The sequence below is a fragment of the Weissella confusa genome (genome assembly GCA_041871065.1).
Lineage (GTDB): Bacteria > Bacillota > Bacilli > Lactobacillales > Lactobacillaceae > Weissella > Weissella confusa_A.
This window is the reverse complement of sequence record CP168942.1, coordinates 107,498-127,706: the sequence shown is the minus strand read 5'-3', so window position 1 is coordinate 127,706 and position 20,209 is coordinate 107,498. Positions and strand designations below refer to the sequence as shown.

The following is a 20,209-nucleotide window of genomic DNA, read 5'->3' as shown; positions in this document are numbered from 1 at the left end:
CCTCCATCTCTTCTGTGTAACCACTACCCCAATTAGGTGATTCGATAGAACTAAAAAGCACCCATTCACACGCAAAAAAGCATGCAGAATGGGTGCAATTAGATATCTCAAAACACTATCGGTAGTCCGTCTCTTGGGAAACGGGTAGGAACTCGCCGGCCATTCTCCAGCAATTATACCGATAGTGATTACGTTCTCATTTGTTTCATCAAATATACCAAAAGTGTACGAATTTGCAAGCGTTTTTCAGAAAATCGCTATTCAAAGTTCGTGTTTACATGTCATTTCTGGCATGAATCCCCAACTTTTTGCGGGTATAGTTAATCATATTAAGTATTAACAATTTAGGAGAAAGTTGTATGCGTCCTATTGAACCCCACAAACGAACAAACCGGTTACCTGCTGTAGTTATCTTTTGCCTCGTCTTAATGATGGGCGCAATTATCACAGCAGCTTATTTTCTCGGGCATTCAAACGGTTATCAACGTGGGGTGTTGCACGGCGCTGAGGAGGCTTTGACGGTGCAATCATCTGGGACAAAAAAGTCAGATAGTAGCGCCATGTTGGAGAAAGCCTTAAAGACCGCTGCAACGGCTGCCAAGGTGAATCCAGACTCAGTTTCCGCAACGAATGAGGTTTATAACCCAACTGATCGAACAGTTGAAGTGACATTTGAAGACGGCGAATTAACGCACACGGTTGTGGTTAGCCGTGATTGCAAGACCGTGCTGTCACACACCAGCGCACCAGTACAGTAAATAAAGAAAACGGCCAGGAAACAAATTCCTGGCCGTTATTTTGTTAGAAGAAGTATTCCAAATCTGATGCTGGCGTTGGGTACGCGTACAAACGATCACGGATCGCTTGGTAGCCATCCTTGTTGTTAATTGCTTCAGTGAAGTAATTAATCAACTCATCAGCATGCGCACTCAAAACCGTTGCGCCTACCAACTTCTTGTCGGCATCTAAGACAACCTTGGCACGGGCCGCTGGCTCACCAGTACGGTAATACGTGAACCAGTTCGTCATGTCGATATCGCGGACTGAATAGCCGTTTTCTTCAGCATATTGCGTTGGCACACCAACCGCTGCCAACTTAGGCGTACCGTAAACCACAACCGGCACCGCTGGGTATTCGATTGGTTGGTCATGACCTAGGATAACTGACGCTGCATAACGCGCCTCGTAGTAACCAACCGTCGTGATACGTGGCTTGCTTGTGTTGGCCACGTCACCCGCTGCATAAATGTGTGGGTTTGACGTACGCAAGAATTCATCAACGTTAATACCGTGGATGTCATCTTCAACACCGGCGTTCTCCAATTGTAGCGTGTCGTTGTTTCCAACACGGCCAACCGCGCGGACAACCACACCGGCTGGAATCGTGCTACCAAAACTCAACGTTGCTGAGTAGCCGTCATCCGTCTTCGCCACTTCCGTAACTTCTGTGTTGAAGTAAATACGAATGCCACGGTCATCCAATTGATCGAATAGCGTATCAACAAATGCTTCGTCAAATTCTGACAACAACTCACTACCACGGACAACCAAGTGAACTTGTGCCCCTGCACCAGCTGCGATTGAGGCGAACTCAACGGCAATGTAGCCACCACCAATAATCACAATGTCTTCAGGCATCTCAGCCAAGCTCAAGAATTGCTCAGAGTTGATTGTGTATTCAGCCCCAGGAATTTCCAATTCAGCTGGTCGTTGACCAACCGTCAAAATCCAGTCAGTTGCTTGCACTTCAACATCTTCATCACCGTGCACAATCACTGTATCTTCATTGATAAAGTGAGCTGCCCCGTAAATGTGACCAATGCCGTTAGCGTCCAATGAGTGAACCGTCTTGTCAGGAATTGCTTCCGTGAAGCGCATCTTACGGCCCATCAAGTCTTCCCAGTTAATATCAACCTTACCGTCAACACCATCCCCACGTAGGAAGTCCACGTGTTCCTTGGCTTCAACAGCGGCCAACAAAATCTTCTTAGGATCGCAACCATAATTTGGGCATGTTCCACCCCATAGGTACTTTTCAATCAAAACGACTGACTTACCTGCAGCCTTCACATCTTCCGCAGCGGCCAAACCGGCTGGTCCAGCACCAATAATTGCCACGTCATAGTGTAATGTCTCTGCCATGTCTTACTCCTCGTTAACTTTAATTTTGTAACTCTATTCTATCAGGATTGTCTAGTGACTTCTGATTAGATGTATTGCAACAAAGTCTTAACGAAGTGCTCAAGCTCAGCCTTTTCCTTGGCACCGAAACGGTTGAAGGCCGTTGAGTCGATATCCAAGACACCCAAGCGCTTACCATCGGCCGTCGTCAATGGTACCACGATTTCAGCGTTTGATGCTGGGTCGCACGCGATGTGACCGTCAAAGACGTGCACGTCAGCAACCGTAATCGTTTCTTGCTTTGTGAATGACTCACCAACTACACCTGAACCAGGCTTGATGCGGACAACCGCTGGCTTACCCAAGAAAGGTCCAAGAATCAACTCATCAACCTTCTCGTCGTACAAGTAGAAACCAGCCCAGTTAACTTGCTTCAAGTTTTCAAACAAGATGGCTGAGGCGTTAGCCAAGTTGGCTAGCGGGAACTTTTCTGATTCTTCCCCCTTGATCCATTCAATCAACAACTTTGAAATCAATGGTGTCTTCAACAATGTGTCTGCTTCTGCGCGTGTAATCTCAATTGCCATAATCTATATACCTCGTTTATTAAATACTCTCTCTATTTTCGTCATGAATGCGGTGACTAAAAAGAAAAAGCCGCCCCTAGCCAGAATAATCTCTAGCTAGGGACGACTTTATCGTGTTACCACCCTAATTTATGTACTTGTCACCAAATACACCTCTACAGTTCGCCGCACTAAAGCGGATAAACCAGGGAAGATAACGGTTCCTACCGTGACATCAGCTTGCACCGACGTCATTTCTCCGAGCTCATCTTCATGCCTTGAACGAAACGATTTCACATCAACCAATCGCTTTCTGGGTTCATTCGTAACACTACTCTTCTCATCACCGAATTCATGTCTTAACTTTATGTGCTTTATCATACACACTAAAAATTAGAATGTCAACAACTAATATGAGAGTTCTTTCATATTAGCCAACATATTCATTAATCCAATTTTGAACGTCCTTCGGATTCAAACGTTCACCATTTCCAATGTGTGCGACTTGTTGACCATCTTCAAACAAGACAAATGCTGGAATACCCATCAGGCCTTGTTCTTGGGCGACAGCTAAATTCGCGTCACGATCAGCATCCACCCAATTTGCTCCGCGGTCGATTACCGTATCTTTGAATTGTTGCACAAACGGCTTAATCGCTTTGCAGTCACCACACCAGTCCGCTTGCAAAAACATTAATTGCTTCCCTGGTTGCTTAATAACTGCCTCAATCGTCGCATCATCATTTGCGGTTGGTTCATAAAATTGCATGTTTCTTTCCCCCATTCTTTAAGGAGAAGCATAACAAAAACGCTGACCAATGAAAAGTGGCCAGCGTTTTCTCATTAAATGATGTCATCACCGATGCGGGCGATTTGTTGATCGATTTCACGCTCACGTTCACGCAAGGCGTGTGATGCGGTGTGAATGATACTCGTTGAACGAGACACCTTGTTATAAAGGACATCTGTCGCAAACAACGAGTACTCTGACATCGCCCTTGACGCAACCACTTGGGCAATCCACAAGTGGTCTTCAGCCAATTCAAGCGTTTCATCGAAACGGACCTTACTATCCAACAAATCTGCTGAACGGTAAATCTTGTTCCAGACCATACCTGAAATAACGTGACCACGGTGCGTCACACCTTCAAACATGCCAGCGCGATCAATTTTGCGGAAGGTCACTTCATGTGCCTTCTTTGGGGCACCACTAGCTCCCCAACTAAAACCAACACTCGCAATGCTAATGTCAGGATTTTCTTCCAAAGCACCGACCAGCGTTTCAACAAATGATGGCGCCAATTGGTCATCCCCATCCACGAAGATAAAATACTTACCGAGAATTTGGTCTAGCGCCTGATTGCGAACAGCCGCAACACCTTTACGCTTGTTATTCTTAATAACACGCATACGGTCATCACGAGCTGCCCAGTGGTTAATTTCTGACATCGTGTCATCTGTTGACGCATCATCCAAAATCACAATGTCCATGTTCTTATACGTTTGCTTATTTACGGTTTTTAGGCTGTGGCCAATGTATCCCTCAAGATTGTGACTCAACACAGCAACCGTCACGAGTGGTTCCTTATACATTGTATTTTCCTCTTTTGTTTAATTTCAAGACCACTATAAACTAAAATCCGCACGACCGGTGGAAAAAGGTCGTGCGGATTTTCTGATGTGCGTTTAATTGTGGTTGGTCAAATTAGAAAGTCAAAACAACCTTACCGTGAACGGCTTGTGACTCAACAATCTTGTGACCTTCCTTCAAGTTCTCCAAGTTGAATGGCTTTACTTCAGCAACAGCAACCTTGTAGTCACCGTTTCCCAAGTGCTCCATCAACTTCGTCAAAACTTCAGTCGTTGATTGCATCACGTAGTAGTCACCCTTGATGTTCTTGGCATCACGGGCAGCCTTAACGTCGTCGCCCAAAGGAACAGTAGACACGATGCGTCCACCTTCCTTCAAAACTTGCATTGAACCCAAAGCGTTGTTACCACCGATGATTTCAACAACAGTATCAACTGATGACTCTGGAATCACGTCAGTAAACTTTTGCGTCGTGAAGTCGATCGTCTCGATGTCGGCGTTCAACTCGTGTAGGTAGGCAATGTCAGTAGGCAATGATGTCGTGTAGATCTTTGATGCGCCACGGTACAAAGCAGTTTGCAAAGCAGCGTAACCAACAGCACCGGCACCACCGTGGATCAAGATTAACTCACCTTCTTGCAAGTTCAATGCATCAACAACGGCTTGGTAACCAGTTTGACCACCCAAGGCCAAAGCGGCTGCATCTTCAAATGAAACTGAATCTGGCAAGTGACCAGCAGTGTCAGCATCAACAACAGCATACTCTGCGTATCCGTGCTCGTGTGGTACAGCAACAACGCGCTCACCAACCTTGAACTCAGTTACGTCAGCGGCAACTGCTTCAACAACACCGGCAATCGTTGATCCACCGATCATGTTTTCCTTTGCAGGCACACCAAAGGCACCGGCACGGAACTTAACGTCGTATGGGTCCATTGCGATAGCAGCTTGCTTGATCAAGATGCTACCCTTCGTCAAAACTGGTACTTCTACTTCAGCTTCGTGGAAGACATCAACGTCTCCAAATTCGTCAAATACAACGGCCTTCATCGTAGTCATATCCTAAGTCCTTCTTTCGCTTCAAAAAATCTCAAATAAAAATCTATCAATATCTAATCAATATTTATGCAACTAATTCTACACTTACGAAAAGTAAATGCAACAGAAAATGCCAACTTTGTGAAATTTAGTGGTCTAGACTGTATACTCTTAGTATGACAGAAAAGCGGAGGAAAGTGTTGTGGGAGGCTTTGGCGTACCTATCAAAGACGCAATTATTGCGTTTCCAATCATACTAATTGTTTTATTCGTACCATTTTTGTTTTTACAATATCGTCGCTTCGGATCCGTGACCTTTTGGCATACGGTGATGACGTTTAGTTTCGTTTTTTACTTTAAGACCGCCTACTTCATGGTTATTTTGCCGTTGCCAACGGAAGCAACCTTGGAGCATTTGCAGGCGATTCACGCACAGACTATGAACTTAGATCCACTCCAAGTCGTCCGTACCTTCTTTAACGACAACCCCTACTTCCACGGTGGCGGGTTGAAGGCCGGCTTGTTGGATCCATCATTTACGCAGGCAGCCTTTAACGTGTTGCTAACCGTACCATTCGGTATGTATTTGCACTTTTACTTTAATCGCGGTTTCTTCACAACGTTAATTCTAACGATGATGCTAACAGCGTTTTACGAAACGACGCAATATACCGCGTTGTATCACATCTACTGGCGCCCATACCGCTTGTTCGACGTTGACGACCTCATTTTGAACACCATGGGTGGCGTGATCGGTTGGATTTTCGCCCCACTACTTGGGTTGATTTTCCCATCCCGTGACCGCATGGATGAACGTGCACGCAGCCTTGGCCACCGTGTCACGCTGGTACGTCGTCTACTATCATTCGGCGTGGATTTCGTTATCGCATCAATTATCGGCTTCATTCTTAATCAAGTCGTGTCAAACCAAACAGCAACTGACCTTGTATCATACCTCATCGTTTGGGGGATTGTGCCATTCTTGATTGGTGCAACGCCTGGTCAACTGATTGTCCGCACCCGTTATGATGTGGCTAAGTCACAACGTTGGCGCATTTTCATTCGAAATGGTTTGATGGTCGGCTTTACAATTTGCTTCTTCCCATTCTGGTTGCAACTCATTGGTTCAACTGGAACGGTATCAGCTGAATTGTTGAACCGAACATACACGTTCATTCTCTTGTTTGCGGCCCCAGCCGTTGTGTTGGTCCTAGATTGGTTAATCACAATCTTCCGTCCGCAACACAAGCTACTATATGAAAAGATCAGTGGCGTTGGTTCAGAAGCGATCGTCAAGCAAACGACAATGGCCGACGCGCCAATTATGCAAGAACAACCAAAAACACCCGCTACACCTGAGGTTGCGCCTAAGCAACCAACCACGCGCAGCGAGCGTCATCAATAGTCAAAAGGGCACTGCAAAAATATGCAGTGCCCTTTACTTATTTATATAGTAGTTAGTTCATTAACGAACAACCGCAACGGCCCACTTCTTCTTACCGCGCTTTACGATGACGTACTTACCATCGTACTTTGCAGCTGGGTTGATAACCGCTTCTTCGTCAGTGATTTGCTCACCGTTGATACGGATAGCACCGTCCTTAACAGACTTACGTGCGGCCGTCTTTGACTTTTCCAAGCCAGCGGCAACAACCAAATCCAACAAGCCGATTTCAGCGTTGTCGATTTCGAACGTTGGCACGTTTCCAGCCAAGATTGCGACTTCATCGGTCGTCAATTCTGACACGTCAGCGTTACCGAACAAGACCTTCGTCATCGTCTCAGCCGTCTTAACAGCATCAGCACCGTGAACGAACGTTGTGACTTCTTGAGCCAAACGACGTTGTGCGTTACGAGCAGCTGCGTTCTCTTGCAAGTCAGCAACCAATCCAGCGATTTCGTCTTGTGACAAGAACGTGAAGTACTTCAACATCTTCTCAACGTCTGAATCAGCCGTGTTCAACCAGAATTGGTAGAATTCGAATGGCGTCGTCTTTTCAGGGTCAAGCCAAACAGCTCCACCTTCAGTCTTACCAAACTTTGTACCGTCGGCCTTCAACAACAAAGGCACCGTCAAACCAAAGGCTGGTGCTTCACCACCTTCAAGCTTGTGGATCAAATCGATACCACCAGTAATGTTACCCCATTGGTCCGATCCACCAACTTGCAAACGCACGTTTTCGCGCTTCCACAACTCGTGGAAGTCGATTGATTGCAAGATTTGGTACGTGAACTCAGTAAATGAGATTCCTGCTTCCAAACGTGATGCAACCACGTCCTTAGCCAACATCGTGTTGATTGAGAACAACTTACCGTACTCACGCAACATGTCTAGCAATGACAACTTTCCCAACCAGTCAAAGTTGTTAACAATCGTGAAACCATCTTCACCAAACAACTTAACCATTTGGGCACGAATCTTTTCAACGTTAGCGGCTACGTCTTCTTGTGACAACAACTTACGCTCTGACTTCTTACCTGATGGGTCACCGATTGAACCAGTGGCACCACCCACAACGATAACTGGCTTTTGACCAGCCAATTGGAATCGCTTCAAAATCATAAATGGAATCAAGTGACCGATGTGCATTGAGTCACCAGTTGGGTCAATACCAACGTATACCCCAATTTGTTCCTTAGCCATTTGATCACGCAAACCAGCTTCGTCAGTGGTTTGGTTGATGGCACCACGCCATTCAAGTTCTTGCAAAATATCTTCTGCCATAACTATTCTCCTCTAAAAATGATGTAATCGCCGCTGGTCGGGTACAAAAAAAGCGCCCCAACCAGCTATAACACTGATTAGGGCGCTGTTAAACGCGGTACCACCTAATTTGCCACAGTATGCTGTGACCACTCATCTTCCCAGTAACGTTGGGGCAACGCACATGAGGTTTATGCGGGTGTAATTCGAGCTTCGGAATTGGTTAGTTCACAACGACCACTAACTCTCTGATTGTCCACCGATTATCTACTGAAACCGCTCATGCGATAGGTAGATTGTAGCACGTTTACTAGTTGTTTGCCATATCATTATTGATAACATCAGCCGGTTCTGGCTTGCGTGAATCGCGATACAAGTTGAACGCTGTATATGCTGCCAATGCCACGATGAAGTAGCTTAGCACTGTGATGTTAATACCCGTCACCACGGTTGCGGCAACAATAACACCGAGTACACCACCAACGATGATTCCGGTGAAACCACGCCACTCAATTCGACCTGTGCGGACGAAGCCGATAGCTGACGTCATCATAATCATCGCCGCATCCATCATCATCACTGGGAAAGCGACCAATGGGTTAACCCCAACCAATGAGAAGAAAATCAACTCAGGTGTGTAGTTACCCAACCCGATAGTCATCAAAACACCCAAGGTGAAGTTCACGACCAAACCAAGTACTAGCAACCAGCCGTGCAAACCGTGAACGGCCATTGAATCAGCATGACCTGGGTTTGCAATAAGCTTAATCAGCATCGCAATGGCTGCCAATGCCAAACCAATCGACAACCCACGTTGCATTTTACGTACCGGCCAGTTAGCCGTGATACGCGTTCCAAACGCAGCGCCGGTGATGGCTGCTAGTGTCATTGGCACCAAAGTTGTCACTTCGATTTTAACTGCTGACAGGAAGAACAATGCTTCAACGAACACCGGAATGGCGTGCGCTGCGTTCATCGTTCCTGGTAGCTTACGGTCATCATCCAACCACTTCGTCCCCTTGAACAAAGCCGTTGTCGTTGCAAACGATCCGATACCCAATGTATCGCCAAAATCTGTGATAAATCCAATCAGGAATCCCGGGACAAACTTACGGAGTGGATTAATCTTATTTCGACGCATTGAAACGGTATACAAAATCGCCATACCGATTAACGCAATGATTAATATCGCCTGCAAGGCCCGTAATACTAGTTGTTCTGTCATAATAAATCTCCTGATTAAAAAAAGTTTGTCCGAGTACTTAGTTTACCAAAAATCAGTGAACCCGGCATCTTTTTTGCATCAGTTGCAATTAATGCGCTTGCTTATCACGCGGTAACATGCGATCAGAGATGCTCTGCAACTCACCAACTAAAATGTCGTAATCCTGCGTTTTACCTTGGATATAACTCACAATCAAAGGCACTAAATCCACACCCACCTTGGGATCCAACCCCGTCGTTGCCATCACTTTATTCAAACGATAACGCACTGTTTTCGGGTGCACGTGCAATTGTTCTGCCGTTTCTGTAATGGCGCCATTATTGGCATAAATCCACAAAGTTAACTGTGCCTCTTCGTCTAAACGGGTAAAGTACGCAACGATATTTTTATCTGCCGACTGAGTCTTGGCGATATTAATCAGATAAGCAAACTTGTCATACCGCAATACACGGTTAATATCATCCGTCAAAAGATTGATATACAAAGCTTCCTTAATACTGGCCGAAATATCAAAATGCGCCGTGCCAATGCCGGCACTAAAAGAATCAGCTAAAGCACTTGTAAAACTTGGGACGCATTCGTCCGTCATAATGTAGCATCGCCGATATTGATCTAAATCCAGCGCTAGATTATATTCCGGCATAGTTGCTGTCTCCCCCTTAACAACAACCGCCACATACTGTTTTGCTAAATCAACACCATGAATATTAGCTTCTCCGACAAACTCGCGACTGACCGGCGTATCGTAGTCAGAAATATACAGCCATTCCGTCATAAATTTCTGTAGCATGCTAATCCCCTTCTGTTCATTGTGAAAACTCTTCTTTTGATAAGTATACGCTTTCACAAATGAAAAAACAGACGGTGTCCTTTATACGGAAACCGTCTGTTTCGTTGAGATTACGCGGTAATTACCGTTCCATCCCCATTTTCAAGATATGCTGCAATATTATCCAATGATGTAATGACTGCATTACGACCAGTGGCAGTAACAAAGCTCATTGCTGCCTCAACCTTTGGCTTCATTGAACCAGCCGGGAATTGACCTTCATCAACCAACGCTTGCATTTGGGCAACCGTTGCTTGTTTGATGTCTTCCTGAGTTGGCTTCTTGAAGTCTTTCGTGACGTATTGCACGGCCGTTAGAATGACTAGTTCATCAGCTTCGACCAATTCGGCCAACTTAGCTGCAGTAAGGTCCTTATCAATAACCGCTTCAACACCCGTAATGTCATTGTCCTTGCGAACAACTGGGACACCACCACCACCGGCTGCAATTAGCGTGACACCTTCTTGCGCAAGCGTTCGAATCGCATCCGCCTCCATAATACTGATTGGCTTTGGAGAAGGCACAACACGGCGGTAGCCGCGACCCGCGTCCTCAACGATTGTCCAATCTGGGTGTTCATCACGAACAGTTTTTGCTTCTTCGGCTGTGTAGAATGGCCCAATTGGCTTAGTTGGTTGCTCGAAGGCTGCATCGTTTGCATCGACCACCGTACGGGTCAAAACAGTTGCTACCTTTTGATCCAACCCGCGACTAATGATTTCTTCATTCAAGGCATCCGCCAACCACAACCCAATCTCACCTTGGGTCATTGCCCCAACGGTATCCAATGGCATGGCTGGGTTCTTCGCTGAACTACCATCCAATTGTTGCAAAACAAGGTTACCAACTTGTGGCCCGTTTCCGTGCGTCAAAACAAGTTGAACATCCCCCATTTCCAAAAAGTTAACCAAGTACTTTGCCGTTTGTTGCAAGGCTGCTTGTTGCGCTTCTGCACTCGGATCATCCGTCAAAATTGCATTTCCACCAAGTGCAACAACAATTCGCTTTGTCATATTACATTTCTCCAATCTCTTAAATCTTTAAGCTGCCTGTGGCTAAGGCAACGATTGCTGCTACTGCGAGCAACAAGACAATTCCCATCATCACGTACTCTGACTTGGTCACTTGCTTACCGTCTTCCTTGCGTGCCCGGTAGTACAACACAAATCCCAAAACATAAAGAATTGTGCACAACCACAAGTACTGCAAACCTGAGAAGACAATCGCAGCGACTTCAAAGACAACCGTAATCAAACCTGGTAAGATAACGGACCACTTCTTTGAGCCGATACCAAGCTTTAATTCGTAAGCCTCAACTAATACGTAGCAGACAACAATTGATGCAGTACACAATGAGTATGCAAAGTTGTAGGCCTGATCAGTAAAGAGCAACGTAATAAGGAAAATTTGAATCAAAATTTGCGTCAACAACAATGAGTGTTGTGGGGCACGGTACTTGTTTAATGAACCGAACCACTTTGGTAGCAAACGTTGTTCTGCCATCAATGACGTTGCTTCAACTGGCAACATCGTCCATGGCAACCAAGCTCCCAAAATCGAAATAATCAAACCAACACTGATGAACGCACCACCCAAACGACCCGTCATGCTTTCAAACAGGTACAGTAGCGCTGGGTGTTGCATCCCGCGCAATTGTTCTAGTGACAAATAACCATAAGGCAAAATCGAAACAACCATGTAGATAATCAGCAAAGAAACCAAGCCGATAATCGTGGCCTTTCCTGCATCGGACTTCTTCTTGGCACGTGACGCCATCATCGTAGCGCCTTCAATTCCAACGAAGACCCACATCATGGCCATGACACAACCCTTAACTTGCGCAAAGATCCCCGCACCCGTTGCGTTTGAAAAGACCAGTTGGCCTTGCACATTAGTGGTCATGTTTTGCCAGAAGTGTGCCGTAAAGACCCCCGCCTTCATACTCAAGAAAGCGATGACAACAAAGGCGAAGATCGGTACTAACTTAGTCACCGTCACAATCGTATTGATGGCTGCAGCCGATTCGATACCATGCGTGACAAGCAACGTTAGTGCCCATGACACAATTGACGCGACAATAATGGCGCTGACACTGTTTCCAGATTTAAGTGGCGGAAAGAAGTAACCTAACGCTGACATCAGCATCGTTGCGAAGGCAACGTTACCTAGCCAAGCTGACAACCAGTATCCCCAGCCGGAAATAAATCCAGCAAAATCACCAAACCCGGCACGCGCATAGTCAGAAACACCAGTTAGTTCAGGCTTCGTCAGCACCAAGTGATTAAGACTCAATGCCAACATCAAGATACCAAATCCCGTAATTACCCAGGCAAGGATGGCCGCTCCAGGCGTTGCACCTTGGGCCAAAGTTGCTGGCAAATCAAAGATTCCAGCACCGATAGCAGAACTAACGACCAGCGCTACTAAGGCAGGTAAAGCAATTCCTTTATCCTTAGTATCTGCCATAATTACTTACCGGCTTCTTCAAGCGCAGGTACGTCTGGGATGAACAAGTTACCCAACGTTGCAGCCATGATGGCCTTGATTGAGTGCTTGCGGTTTTCAGCCTCGTCCCAGTGACGTGCGTACTTGCTACGGAATACCTCATCAGTGACTTCCATTTCAGTGATGCCGTATTGCTCCTTAACATCTTCACCGTACTTAGTGTTCGTGTCGTGGAAGGCTGGCAAGCAGTGCATGAAGATCAATTCGTCATCAGGCGTACCCGTCTTACGCATCATGTCCATGTTGACTTGGTATGGCGTCAACAACTTAACACGTGTCTCCCAATCTGACTCACCCATTGATACCCAAACGTCGGTGTAGATGACGTTAGCACCCTTAACACCTTCATCGATATCAGCGGTAACCTTTAGCTCTGCACCAGTCTTGGTGGCAAATCCGTTTGCCAAGTCAACGACTTCTTGCGTTGGGTGCAACTCTTCAGGCGCAACAATGCGAATGTTAACCCCCAACATAGCACCGGTAACCAGCAATGAGTTCGCCATGTTGTTACGGCCATCACCAACGAAGGCCAACGTCAAACCGCGCAAGTGGCCAAAGTTTTCCTTGATTGTCATGAAGTCAGCAATCATTTGTGTTGGGTGCCATTGGTCAGTCAAACCGTTCCAAACTGGCACACCTGAGTACTTCGCCAATCCTTCAACATCAGATTGCTTGAAGCCACGGAATTCAATGGCGTCAAACATACGTCCTAGAACAATCGCAGTGTCTTCAACAGACTCCTTCTTACCCAATTGGATGTCATTTGAGCCAAGGTATTCTGGGTGAGCACCTAGTTCAATGGCAGCTGTGGTGAAGGCTGAACGGGTACGCGTTGATGTCTTTTCAAACAATAAAGCGATGTTCTTTCCTTCCAAGTAACGGTGTGGAATGTGATTGTGTTACAACTCCTTCAAGTGCAAACCGAAATCAACCAAATATTGAATTTCTGCTGAGGTAAAATCCTTTTCAGCCAAAAGTGAACGACCTTGGAATACTGAGTTAATTGCCATGATTCTTCTTTTTCTCCTTTATTTGTCTGTTTTACAAATCTTCACGCCAAATTGGTTGAGACATGCAACGTGGACCACCACGACCGCGTGGCAACTCACTTGAAATGACTTCGTGAACCAAAATTCCGTGACGACGCAACAATTCGTTACTTACGTAGTTACGGTTGTAGGTCACAACTTCTCCTGGTGCGATGGTCAATGTGTTTGAACCGTCGTTCCATTGCTCACGAGGTGCGACAATCGCATCACCGCTTCCAGTCTCAATCAAATCCAACTCAGAAAGTCCCAACACTTCCTTCAACGTTGCACCAAGATCAGTGCGGTGAGCCAACTTGACCGTACCATCTGGGCCTGGCGTCATGATAAAGATGTTCATCTTACCGCCTTCATCCATGATTCCTGGGAAGACCGTAAATTGATCCTTGTTAACCATCGTAAAGACAGTATCAAGGTGCATCATGGCGTGGTTGTGTGGAATTTCAACGGCAACGACAGTGTCAAAGTGACTATCTGGGTTGGCGAACAATTCCTTAGCCAACGCTTCGATTGACTTTGAAGACGTACGTTGTGAAACAACAATGGCAAGAACGTGGTCGTTAAGGACAAGTTCGTCTCCACCTTCAATTCGTGTGTTGTGGTTGCGGTCGCGCCAGATATCAACATGACCAGCAAAGCGTGGGTGGTGAGCCATCACGAATTCCGTGAACAATGACTCTGGTTGACGAGCCTTAAACGTCATGTGGTTAATGGTCATACCATTTCCAATTGATGCTTGTGGGTCACGGGTGAAGTAGGCGTTTGGCAATGGATCCAACAAGAATGGATTTGCCGCATCACGACCAGCCAAGTCGTGCAATGAATCGTTTTCGAAATCAAATTCATTACGACGAACACCGGCATACAACTTGGTAACCAAGTCGCGCGTGTTAAACGTCTTCAAGTAATCGTTCAGTGCATCGTGAGTCGTACCGATACCGTAACCAGCTTCATCCAAGTATTGTTGAACGAAGGCTTCACGGACCTTTTCATCAGTGTCCAAAGCTTCAACAGCTAGGTCATTGATATAAAGAGTTTCGACACCGTTCTCACGCAAAGTGTTGGCAAAGAAGTCGTGTTCTTGTTGGGCGATTTCCAAGAATGGAATATCGTCAAACAACAAACGTTCCATTGTGTCTGGTGTGATGTTTTCAACTTCGGCACCAGGTCGCTTTAGCAACACGGACTTCAACTTACCAATCTCTGAGTTAACATTAATCGCAGGATTGTTCATGGTTCCCCTCCTTATGAACTTTAACAAGCGCTTATGTAAGCGCTTCCTTTGCTGCGAGTTTTATTATGTCACTCAGTAAAACGTTGCAAAACGGCCCAATGACCAAAGGTTTTTATCTATTTAGCTAATGACAACCACCAATTTTAGGTATAAAAAAAGACCCACATTGCTGTGGATCTTTAAGTAAAAATCTATCTTACAAATCTGAAACCGTGAAGCGCTCACGGACGTGCTTTGGTGTTTCGATTTCATCCAAAATACCAACCGCCATGTTACCTGCCGTCACGTGTGACTTGCCGTCTTCAGCCAACAACAAGTCATCCTTAGCCGTACGGTGAGCCGTAGCTGGACCTGGCACGAAGTTTTGTTGTGGTGAAACAGCCGTCCAGAAGACATCTGGTGTTGCACGCAAAATTTCTAGTTCAAGAACACCATAACGAGGCTCGTCGATCCAAGCTTCGTTACCAGGCAATTCCTTCAAGAAGTCAAACAAACGTGTGCCGTTTGCTTGGACAAGCGATGCGGCACCTAGGATGAAAATGATGCGCGTTTGCAAACGACGGAACTCGTGTAGCAAATGCGTCAACGCATCCAAGTTCAAGTAGGCATCCTTGTGGTTGGCAAACGCATTAACCACCACATCGAATTCCTCGAACACGTCAGCATGCATCTCGAACAAATCACCTACCAAAATCGTCGCATCTGCCCCTAGCTTTTCGCGTGCCTTATCAGCATCACGGACAATCGCTGTGACAGCATGTCCGCGCTTTGTTGCCTCTTCAAAAACTGCTTGACCGGCCATTCCGGTTGCCCCAATTACTGCAATCTTCATAATCATTACACTCCCGCGCTTATTTTTCGTTAATTACATTGTACCAAAGCAGCTTAATCATTTGCGCGGATTATTTGACGAACCTGGTTATCAAGCACCTTCAATTTCGTATCATCCGACTTTGTGATGATATAGCTGCCATCGTCTTGCTTGACGATAGCCTTAACGGTCTCAGCGTTCTTAGCGACCGTTTGCGTTCCTGGCAAAATATAGACGTCACCATTGGTGATATCAATCTCAACCACGTGATTTGACTTGCTCGTTGCTGACTTACTTGCTGATTTCTTAGCTGATGTTGGCTCATTTTGCACAAACGCACTGCGCGCTGCCCAAAAGACACCAAACAACATTAAGAACAACATGAAAATAGCCGCAAGTCGCTTCACCCATTTTCCAGCTGTGTTTTTCTTTTTCTTAGCCATTGTGTCGTACCTCTCCCATTTAACTCTTTAGTAAAAGATACCATAAAAAGGGGACAAACCCGTGCTACTGAGTTTGTCCCCTTCATCGTGTTATTCAAATGTCGTGTGTTCGATCGTTTTAGTCTTCTTCATCCTTCTTACGACGCTTTGCTGCGAGCAACAAAAGGGTTGATGAGAACAAGAAGATTCCCAAAGTCATCAAACGCCAATCATCCTTATAACCCGTGTTTGGTAACGTACCAATACGCGTTGGTTCAGTTGCATAAGCCAATGAGTAAACCGTTGGCGTTTGCGCACGAACCGCTGCTGGCTGAGTCACGTATACCGTTTCGACAGTTGGTACTGGTACCGCCTGCGTTTGTACTTCTGTAACTGTTTCCGTCTTCGTCTCAGTAACCGTTTCAACGGCTGGGGCCGGCGTTGGTGCTGACTGGTTCGTTGGGTGTTGAACCGGTGGCACAACCACATTGCGCGCCTCAGCTTCAGCAACTGCTGCTTGCAAGGCCTTAATTGCAGCCTCAATATCAGCCGTCAAGTTGCTTGAACTGTCCTTAGCTGCCGCTTCCAAGATAGCTTGCAAACGATCCAAAGCCTTTTGTACAGCTGGATCACCAGCGACAGACGACTTCTTTGCAGATGTAATCGCCTTATCGGCCGATTGGTTTGCATCCGTTCGCTTTGCCTTTGCGTCATCAAGTGCTGTCTGCAAAGCCTTTGTCGCTGCTGTAATTTGCTCAGCTGATGCATTTGGATCGTCCAATACCTTCTTCAAAGCAGTAATCGCATTTGCGACTTCAGCTTCGTGTGATACCGGTGCTGTCTTTCCAAGCAAATCATTGGCTGCATTACGAGCTGCTTCAATGGCGTTGTTAGCCGTTGCTACGGCAGTCTCCAAAGCCTTTGTGGCCGCTTCGATATCGGCCGTCAATGCATCAGCGTTATCGCCAGCTGCTCGGTTCATGATATCTTGCAACTTCTTCAAAGCTTCTTGGACTGCTGGTACTTGGCCAGCTGCTGACGGCTTCACAATATCAATCAATGACTTTGCTGTCTCGTTGGCTTGCGTACGCGCAGCACCAACTGGTTGCAAAGCATCACGCAAGGCCGCCGTTGCATTTTCGATGTCCGCTGTTATTGACGTTGGATCATCCAGCAACTTTTGCAAGGCATCCTTGGCCGTCGCAACCTTGGCTTCGTGTGAAACCGGTGCTGTCTTACCCATCAACTCGTTAGCCGCATCTCGGGCAGCCTCACGACTAGTGTTAGCTGTCGCAATTGCATCTTGCAACGCCTTCGTGGCTGCTTCAATATCCTTGGTCAAGTTACCATCCTGGTCAGCTGCGGCTTGCTTTTGAATCTCATCCAAAGCATCCAAGTCTGCTTGCACAGTTGGCTCCTTAGCCAAATCAGTTGGTACAGCTGCTGTCGCTGCATCCGCTGCTTCGTTGACCGCATCACGCAAAGGTTGCGCAGTTGCAACTGCATCGCGCAGTGCTTGTGTAGCATCAGCAATTGATTTCGTTGTCGACGTTGGATCATCCAACAACTTCTGCAAGCTGCTAATCGCATCCGCTACGGCTGGCTCGTGTGAAACCGGTGCCGTCTTTGACAAGGCATCTTGTGCATCATCACGGGCAGCTTGTTGGTTACTAGCCGCCGTTGTTTGCGCCGTTTGCAACGCATCGATGGCTGCTTCAATATCCTTAGTCAAAGCAGAATCCGTGTCAGTAGCTGCTGTCGCCATCACATCCTTCAAATTATTGATGGCTGCTTGGACAGAAGGCTCAGCTGATTGATCTGACCCTTGCGCGTCGGCAATCGCTTGTGTACCAGCCGTATTAGCAGCATCACGATCAGTCTTATCCGCACCACTTGCAGCATTCAAATTCTTAGTGGCTTCTTGAATTTCAGCCGTCGTTGAATTTGGATCTGTCAGGATAGCTTCGATTGAACTAATCGCTTGTGCCGTACCCAATTCGTGTGAAACCGGGTTAGCCGAAGCAATCGCCACCGCAGCGTCCTTGCGTGCTTGCTCTTGGGCAGCCTTTGCATCTGCTACCGCCTGCTTCAAAGCATTACGCGCGGCATCGATGTCAGCCGTCAATGCATCACTGTCATCGTTAGCAGCTTGCTTCATCACATCTTGCAACTTCGCAATCGCATCTTGCACAGCTGGTTCATCAGCTTGAGGTGTGTTTGATGCATCCGTAATCGCGTTTTGTGCGTTGGTATTAGCTGTCGTACGCGTAACCTTGTCATCACTCGTCGCATTCATCAAGTTCTGCGTGGCATTCTTGATGTCTTCCGTCGTTGCTGCCGGATCATCCAATACCTTGTTCAAAGCAGAGATGGCATCAGCCACCGCCTTTTCATTTGAAACCGGCGCTGTTCTAGCCAAGGCGTCCGCCGCGTTATCACGCGCTTCAGCTTGTTCCTTAGCCGCTTGTACCACAGCCGTTTGCAAAGCATCCAAAGCTGCCGCGATATCGGCCGTCAATGCATCTGGCGTATCTGTGGCCGCTTCTTCTTGAATCTCGTTCAACGCATCCAAAGCCGCTTGAACAGTTGGTTCGTTTTGCGTGCTTGAGGCTTCAACCTTGTCTTCGTACTTGTCCGCCTCATCGTTAATCGCATCACGCTTGGCTTGTTCAGCTTGGTTAGCTTCCGTTAACGCCTTCGTTGCCTTCTCGATATCAGCCGTTGATGATGCTGGGTTGTCCAACAGCTTCTGCAAAGCATCATGCGCCTTAAGAACCGTTGCTTCATTTGATACCGGCTTAGTAGCCTCGATAGCATCGGCGGCTGCAGCGGCCTGCGTGTCTTGCAACTTCTTGATGGCTGCAATTACTTCTGGCTCAGTGGCTTGATCAGACGTCTTCGCCGCTGTTACCGCATCATCTGCTTGACGGTTCGTCTCGTCACGACTCGCCTTATCGCTCGCCGTTGCCTCAGTCAACGCATCCGTAGCTTGCTTAATCTCTTCCGCCGTTGAATTCGTATCATTCAATACATCTTGCAACTTTGAAATAGCATCCGCCGTCGCTGCTTCATTTGAAACTGGTGACGTGGCTTGCAAAGCAGCCTCCGCAGCTTGACGTGCATCAGCTTGATTATCAGCCGCTTGTGAAACGGCATCTTGCAAGTTCTTGATGGCTTGTTGAATATCAGCCGTCAAAGCATCCGACGTATCAGTCTTGGCTTGATCAACCAAATCTTGCAATGCCTTTTCAGCTGCCTGAACAGCTGGTTCATCCGCTTGGTTAGAACCATTGGCAGCATTAATGGCTGCCTTGGCATCGTCATCAGCGGCGTTACGTTGATTAATCGCTGTCTCAGTCGCTGAACGCAATGCCTCGGTTGCATCATTAATTTGATCAGCCGTTGAAGCTGGGTCGTCCAACAACTTTTGCAAGTCATCAATCTTACTTTGGACACCTGGTTCGTAACTAACTGGTGATGTTTCGTTCAACGCCTTTGCTGCATCAGCACGGGCGGCTTCTTGCGCGCCACCGGCAGCTGCCACAGCATCCTTCAAGGCTTGCGTTGCCTTCTCAATGTCATCCGTTAACGCACCAGTTTCACCCGTCTTAGCCTTCTCAATCAAATCTTGCAAATTCTTCGTTGCGTCGATAACTGATTGGTCATTAGCTTGGTGTGAATTTCCGGCCGTGGAGATTTCATCGTTCGCAGCATCGTTTACGGCATCACGATCAACCTTCGCTTGTTCAACAGCGTCATTGTAATCGTTTGTCGCCTTCACAATCTGGTCTGGCGTACTGTCCGGATTATTCAACACATCTTCAAGCGCTTGCTTCTTATCGATAACAGACGCTTCGTTTTGAACTGGTGTTGCATCTTGTGCAAGTGCCGTCTCACCTGCATCCTTAACGGCATCAATCACCGCTTGGCGTGCATCTTCAATGGCTTGCGTTGTGCCAACATTGTTAGCAGCATCCTTTTGGGCAGCTTCCAAATCAGCAACTGCTTGCTTAACGGCGTCATCCTTTGAATCAGTTACCTGACTAGCAGTTGTATTCGCATCGTCGTTCGCCTTATCACGTTCTGACTTTGCGTCCGCAACTGCATCTTGCAATGC

16 protein-coding genes, 1 pseudogene, 1 riboswitch and 1 other annotated feature are annotated in these 20,209 nt (G+C 46.8%); of the genes and pseudogenes, 2 read left to right on the top strand and 15 right to left on the bottom strand.

Annotation, left to right across the window (positions count from 1 at the left end; all coding sequences use genetic code 11):
• Nucleotides 1-102 precede the first annotated feature (102 nt).
• A riboswitch (purine riboswitch) is annotated at nucleotides 103-201 on the bottom strand.
• Between the two features lie 158 nt (nucleotides 202-359).
• The gene (locus ACAW68_00530) at nucleotides 360-758 is read left to right on the top strand and encodes a hypothetical protein (GenBank protein ID XGA16100.1); all 399 of its coding nucleotides are present in this window, start codon (nucleotides 360-362) and stop codon (nucleotides 756-758) included.
• Between the two features lie 43 nt (nucleotides 759-801).
• Here ACAW68_00530 and ACAW68_00525 read toward each other — a convergent pair whose 3' ends face one another.
• The 5 genes from ACAW68_00525 to ACAW68_00505 form a co-directional block, all read right to left on the bottom strand.
• On the bottom strand, nucleotides 802-2,142 hold the full coding sequence (locus ACAW68_00525; GenBank protein XGA16099.1) for an NAD(P)/FAD-dependent oxidoreductase: 1,341 nt from the start codon (nucleotides 2,140-2,142) through the stop codon (nucleotides 802-804).
• 65 nt (nucleotides 2,143-2,207) lie between these two features.
• On the bottom strand, nucleotides 2,208-2,708 hold the full coding sequence (locus tag ACAW68_00520) for a GAF domain-containing protein (protein XGA16098.1): 501 nt from the start codon (nucleotides 2,706-2,708) through the stop codon (nucleotides 2,208-2,210).
• A gap of 95 nt (nucleotides 2,709-2,803) precedes the next feature.
• Nucleotides 2,804-3,043, bottom strand: a binding site (T-box leader).
• 74 nt (nucleotides 3,044-3,117) lie between these two features.
• The gene (locus ACAW68_00515) at nucleotides 3,118-3,456 is read right to left on the bottom strand and encodes a thioredoxin family protein (protein ID XGA16097.1); all 339 of its coding nucleotides are present in this window, start codon (nucleotides 3,454-3,456) and stop codon (nucleotides 3,118-3,120) included.
• Nucleotides 3,457-3,530: 74 nt separating this feature from the next.
• A complete protein-coding gene (locus ACAW68_00510) occupies nucleotides 3,531-4,280 on the bottom strand; it encodes a glycosyltransferase family 2 protein (protein ID XGA16096.1) in 750 nt (249 codons plus the stop codon).
• 112 nt (nucleotides 4,281-4,392) lie between these two features.
• Nucleotides 4,393-5,337 (bottom strand): NADP-dependent oxidoreductase, encoded by a 945-nt coding sequence (locus ACAW68_00505; GenBank protein XGA16095.1) that lies wholly within the window; start codon nucleotides 5,335-5,337, stop codon nucleotides 4,393-4,395.
• Nucleotides 5,338-5,518: 181 nt separating this feature from the next.
• Between ACAW68_00505 and ACAW68_00500 the strand changes: the two genes are divergently transcribed.
• Entirely contained in the window at nucleotides 5,519-6,721 is a 1,203-nt protein-coding gene (locus tag ACAW68_00500; GenBank protein XGA16094.1) for a VanZ family protein, read from the top strand.
• Between the two features lie 60 nt (nucleotides 6,722-6,781).
• On the opposite strand, the gene tyrS is transcribed toward ACAW68_00500, so the two are convergent.
• The 10 genes and pseudogenes from tyrS to ACAW68_00450 form a co-directional block, all read right to left on the bottom strand.
• Nucleotides 6,782-8,041 carry a tyrosine--tRNA ligase gene (gene tyrS / locus ACAW68_00495; GenBank protein ID XGA16093.1) on the bottom strand — a complete coding sequence of 420 codons (1,260 nt, stop codon included), beginning with the start codon at nucleotides 8,039-8,041 and terminating at the stop codon, nucleotides 6,782-6,784.
• A gap of 289 nt (nucleotides 8,042-8,330) precedes the next feature.
• Entirely contained in the window at nucleotides 8,331-9,245 is a 915-nt protein-coding gene (locus ACAW68_00490; protein ID XGA16092.1) for a TSUP family transporter, read from the bottom strand.
• Between the two features lie 88 nt (nucleotides 9,246-9,333).
• Entirely contained in the window at nucleotides 9,334-10,035 is a 702-nt protein-coding gene (locus tag ACAW68_00485; protein XGA16091.1) for a PucR family transcriptional regulator, read from the bottom strand.
• Nucleotides 10,036-10,145: 110 nt separating this feature from the next.
• On the bottom strand, nucleotides 10,146-11,087 hold the full coding sequence (gene arcC, locus ACAW68_00480) for a carbamate kinase (GenBank protein XGA16090.1): 942 nt from the start codon (nucleotides 11,085-11,087) through the stop codon (nucleotides 10,146-10,148).
• A 19-nt stretch (nucleotides 11,088-11,106) separates the two neighbouring features.
• A complete protein-coding gene (locus ACAW68_00475; protein XGA16089.1) occupies nucleotides 11,107-12,540 on the bottom strand; it encodes a basic amino acid/polyamine antiporter in 1,434 nt (477 codons plus the stop codon).
• Nucleotides 12,541-12,542: 2 nt separating this feature from the next.
• Nucleotides 12,543-13,589 (bottom strand): annotated as a pseudogene (argF, locus tag ACAW68_00470) (ornithine carbamoyltransferase).
• A 31-nt stretch (nucleotides 13,590-13,620) separates the two neighbouring features.
• Complete coding sequence (gene arcA, locus ACAW68_00465) at nucleotides 13,621-14,859, bottom strand: arginine deiminase (protein ID XGA16088.1); 1,239 nt, start codon at nucleotides 14,857-14,859, stop codon at nucleotides 13,621-13,623.
• Nucleotides 14,860-15,055: 196 nt separating this feature from the next.
• Nucleotides 15,056-15,691, bottom strand: a complete 636-nt coding sequence (locus ACAW68_00460) for an NAD(P)H-binding protein (GenBank protein ID XGA16087.1) — start codon at nucleotides 15,689-15,691, stop codon at nucleotides 15,056-15,058.
• Nucleotides 15,692-15,744: 53 nt separating this feature from the next.
• The gene (locus ACAW68_00455; GenBank protein XGA16086.1) at nucleotides 15,745-16,113 is read right to left on the bottom strand and encodes a hypothetical protein; all 369 of its coding nucleotides are present in this window, start codon (nucleotides 16,111-16,113) and stop codon (nucleotides 15,745-15,747) included.
• Nucleotides 16,114-16,231: 118 nt separating this feature from the next.
• Nucleotides 16,232-20,206, bottom strand: coding sequence for an LPXTG cell wall anchor domain-containing protein (locus ACAW68_00450; GenBank protein XGA16085.1), 3,975 nt, complete (start codon nucleotides 20,204-20,206; stop codon nucleotides 16,232-16,234).
• Nucleotides 20,207-20,209 lie beyond the last annotated feature (3 nt).

What these genes read in the sequence shown, in the direction of transcription:
- ACAW68_00530 (XGA16100.1), top strand. Translation starts at nt 360, where the DNA reads ATGCGTCCTATTGAACCCCACAAACGAACAAACCGGTTACCTGCTGTA.
- ACAW68_00525 (XGA16099.1), bottom strand. Translation starts at nt 2,142, where the DNA reads ATGGCAGAGACATTACACTATGACGTGGCAATTATTGGTGCTGGACCA.
- ACAW68_00520 (XGA16098.1), bottom strand. Translation starts at nt 2,708, where the DNA reads ATGGCAATTGAGATTACACGCGCAGAAGCAGACACATTGTTGAAGACA.
- ACAW68_00515 (XGA16097.1), bottom strand. Translation starts at nt 3,456, where the DNA reads ATGCAATTTTATGAACCAACCGCAAATGATGATGCGACGATTGAGGCA.
- ACAW68_00510 (XGA16096.1), bottom strand. Translation starts at nt 4,280, where the DNA reads ATGTATAAGGAACCACTCGTGACGGTTGCTGTGTTGAGTCACAATCTT.
- ACAW68_00505 (XGA16095.1), bottom strand. Translation starts at nt 5,337, where the DNA reads ATGACTACGATGAAGGCCGTTGTATTTGACGAATTTGGAGACGTTGAT.
- tyrS (XGA16093.1), bottom strand. Translation starts at nt 8,041, where the DNA reads ATGGCAGAAGATATTTTGCAAGAACTTGAATGGCGTGGTGCCATCAAC.
- ACAW68_00490 (XGA16092.1), bottom strand. Translation starts at nt 9,245, where the DNA reads ATGACAGAACAACTAGTATTACGGGCCTTGCAGGCGATATTAATCATT.
- ACAW68_00485 (XGA16091.1), bottom strand. Translation starts at nt 10,035, where the DNA reads ATGCTACAGAAATTTATGACGGAATGGCTGTATATTTCTGACTACGAT.
- arcC (XGA16090.1), bottom strand. Translation starts at nt 11,087, where the DNA reads ATGACAAAGCGAATTGTTGTTGCACTTGGTGGAAATGCAATTTTGACG.
- ACAW68_00475 (XGA16089.1), bottom strand. Translation starts at nt 12,540, where the DNA reads ATGGCAGATACTAAGGATAAAGGAATTGCTTTACCTGCCTTAGTAGCG.
- arcA (XGA16088.1), bottom strand. Translation starts at nt 14,859, where the DNA reads ATGAACAATCCTGCGATTAATGTTAACTCAGAGATTGGTAAGTTGAAG.
- ACAW68_00460 (XGA16087.1), bottom strand. Translation starts at nt 15,691, where the DNA reads ATGAAGATTGCAGTAATTGGGGCAACCGGAATGGCCGGTCAAGCAGTT.
- ACAW68_00455 (XGA16086.1), bottom strand. Translation starts at nt 16,113, where the DNA reads ATGGCTAAGAAAAAGAAAAACACAGCTGGAAAATGGGTGAAGCGACTT.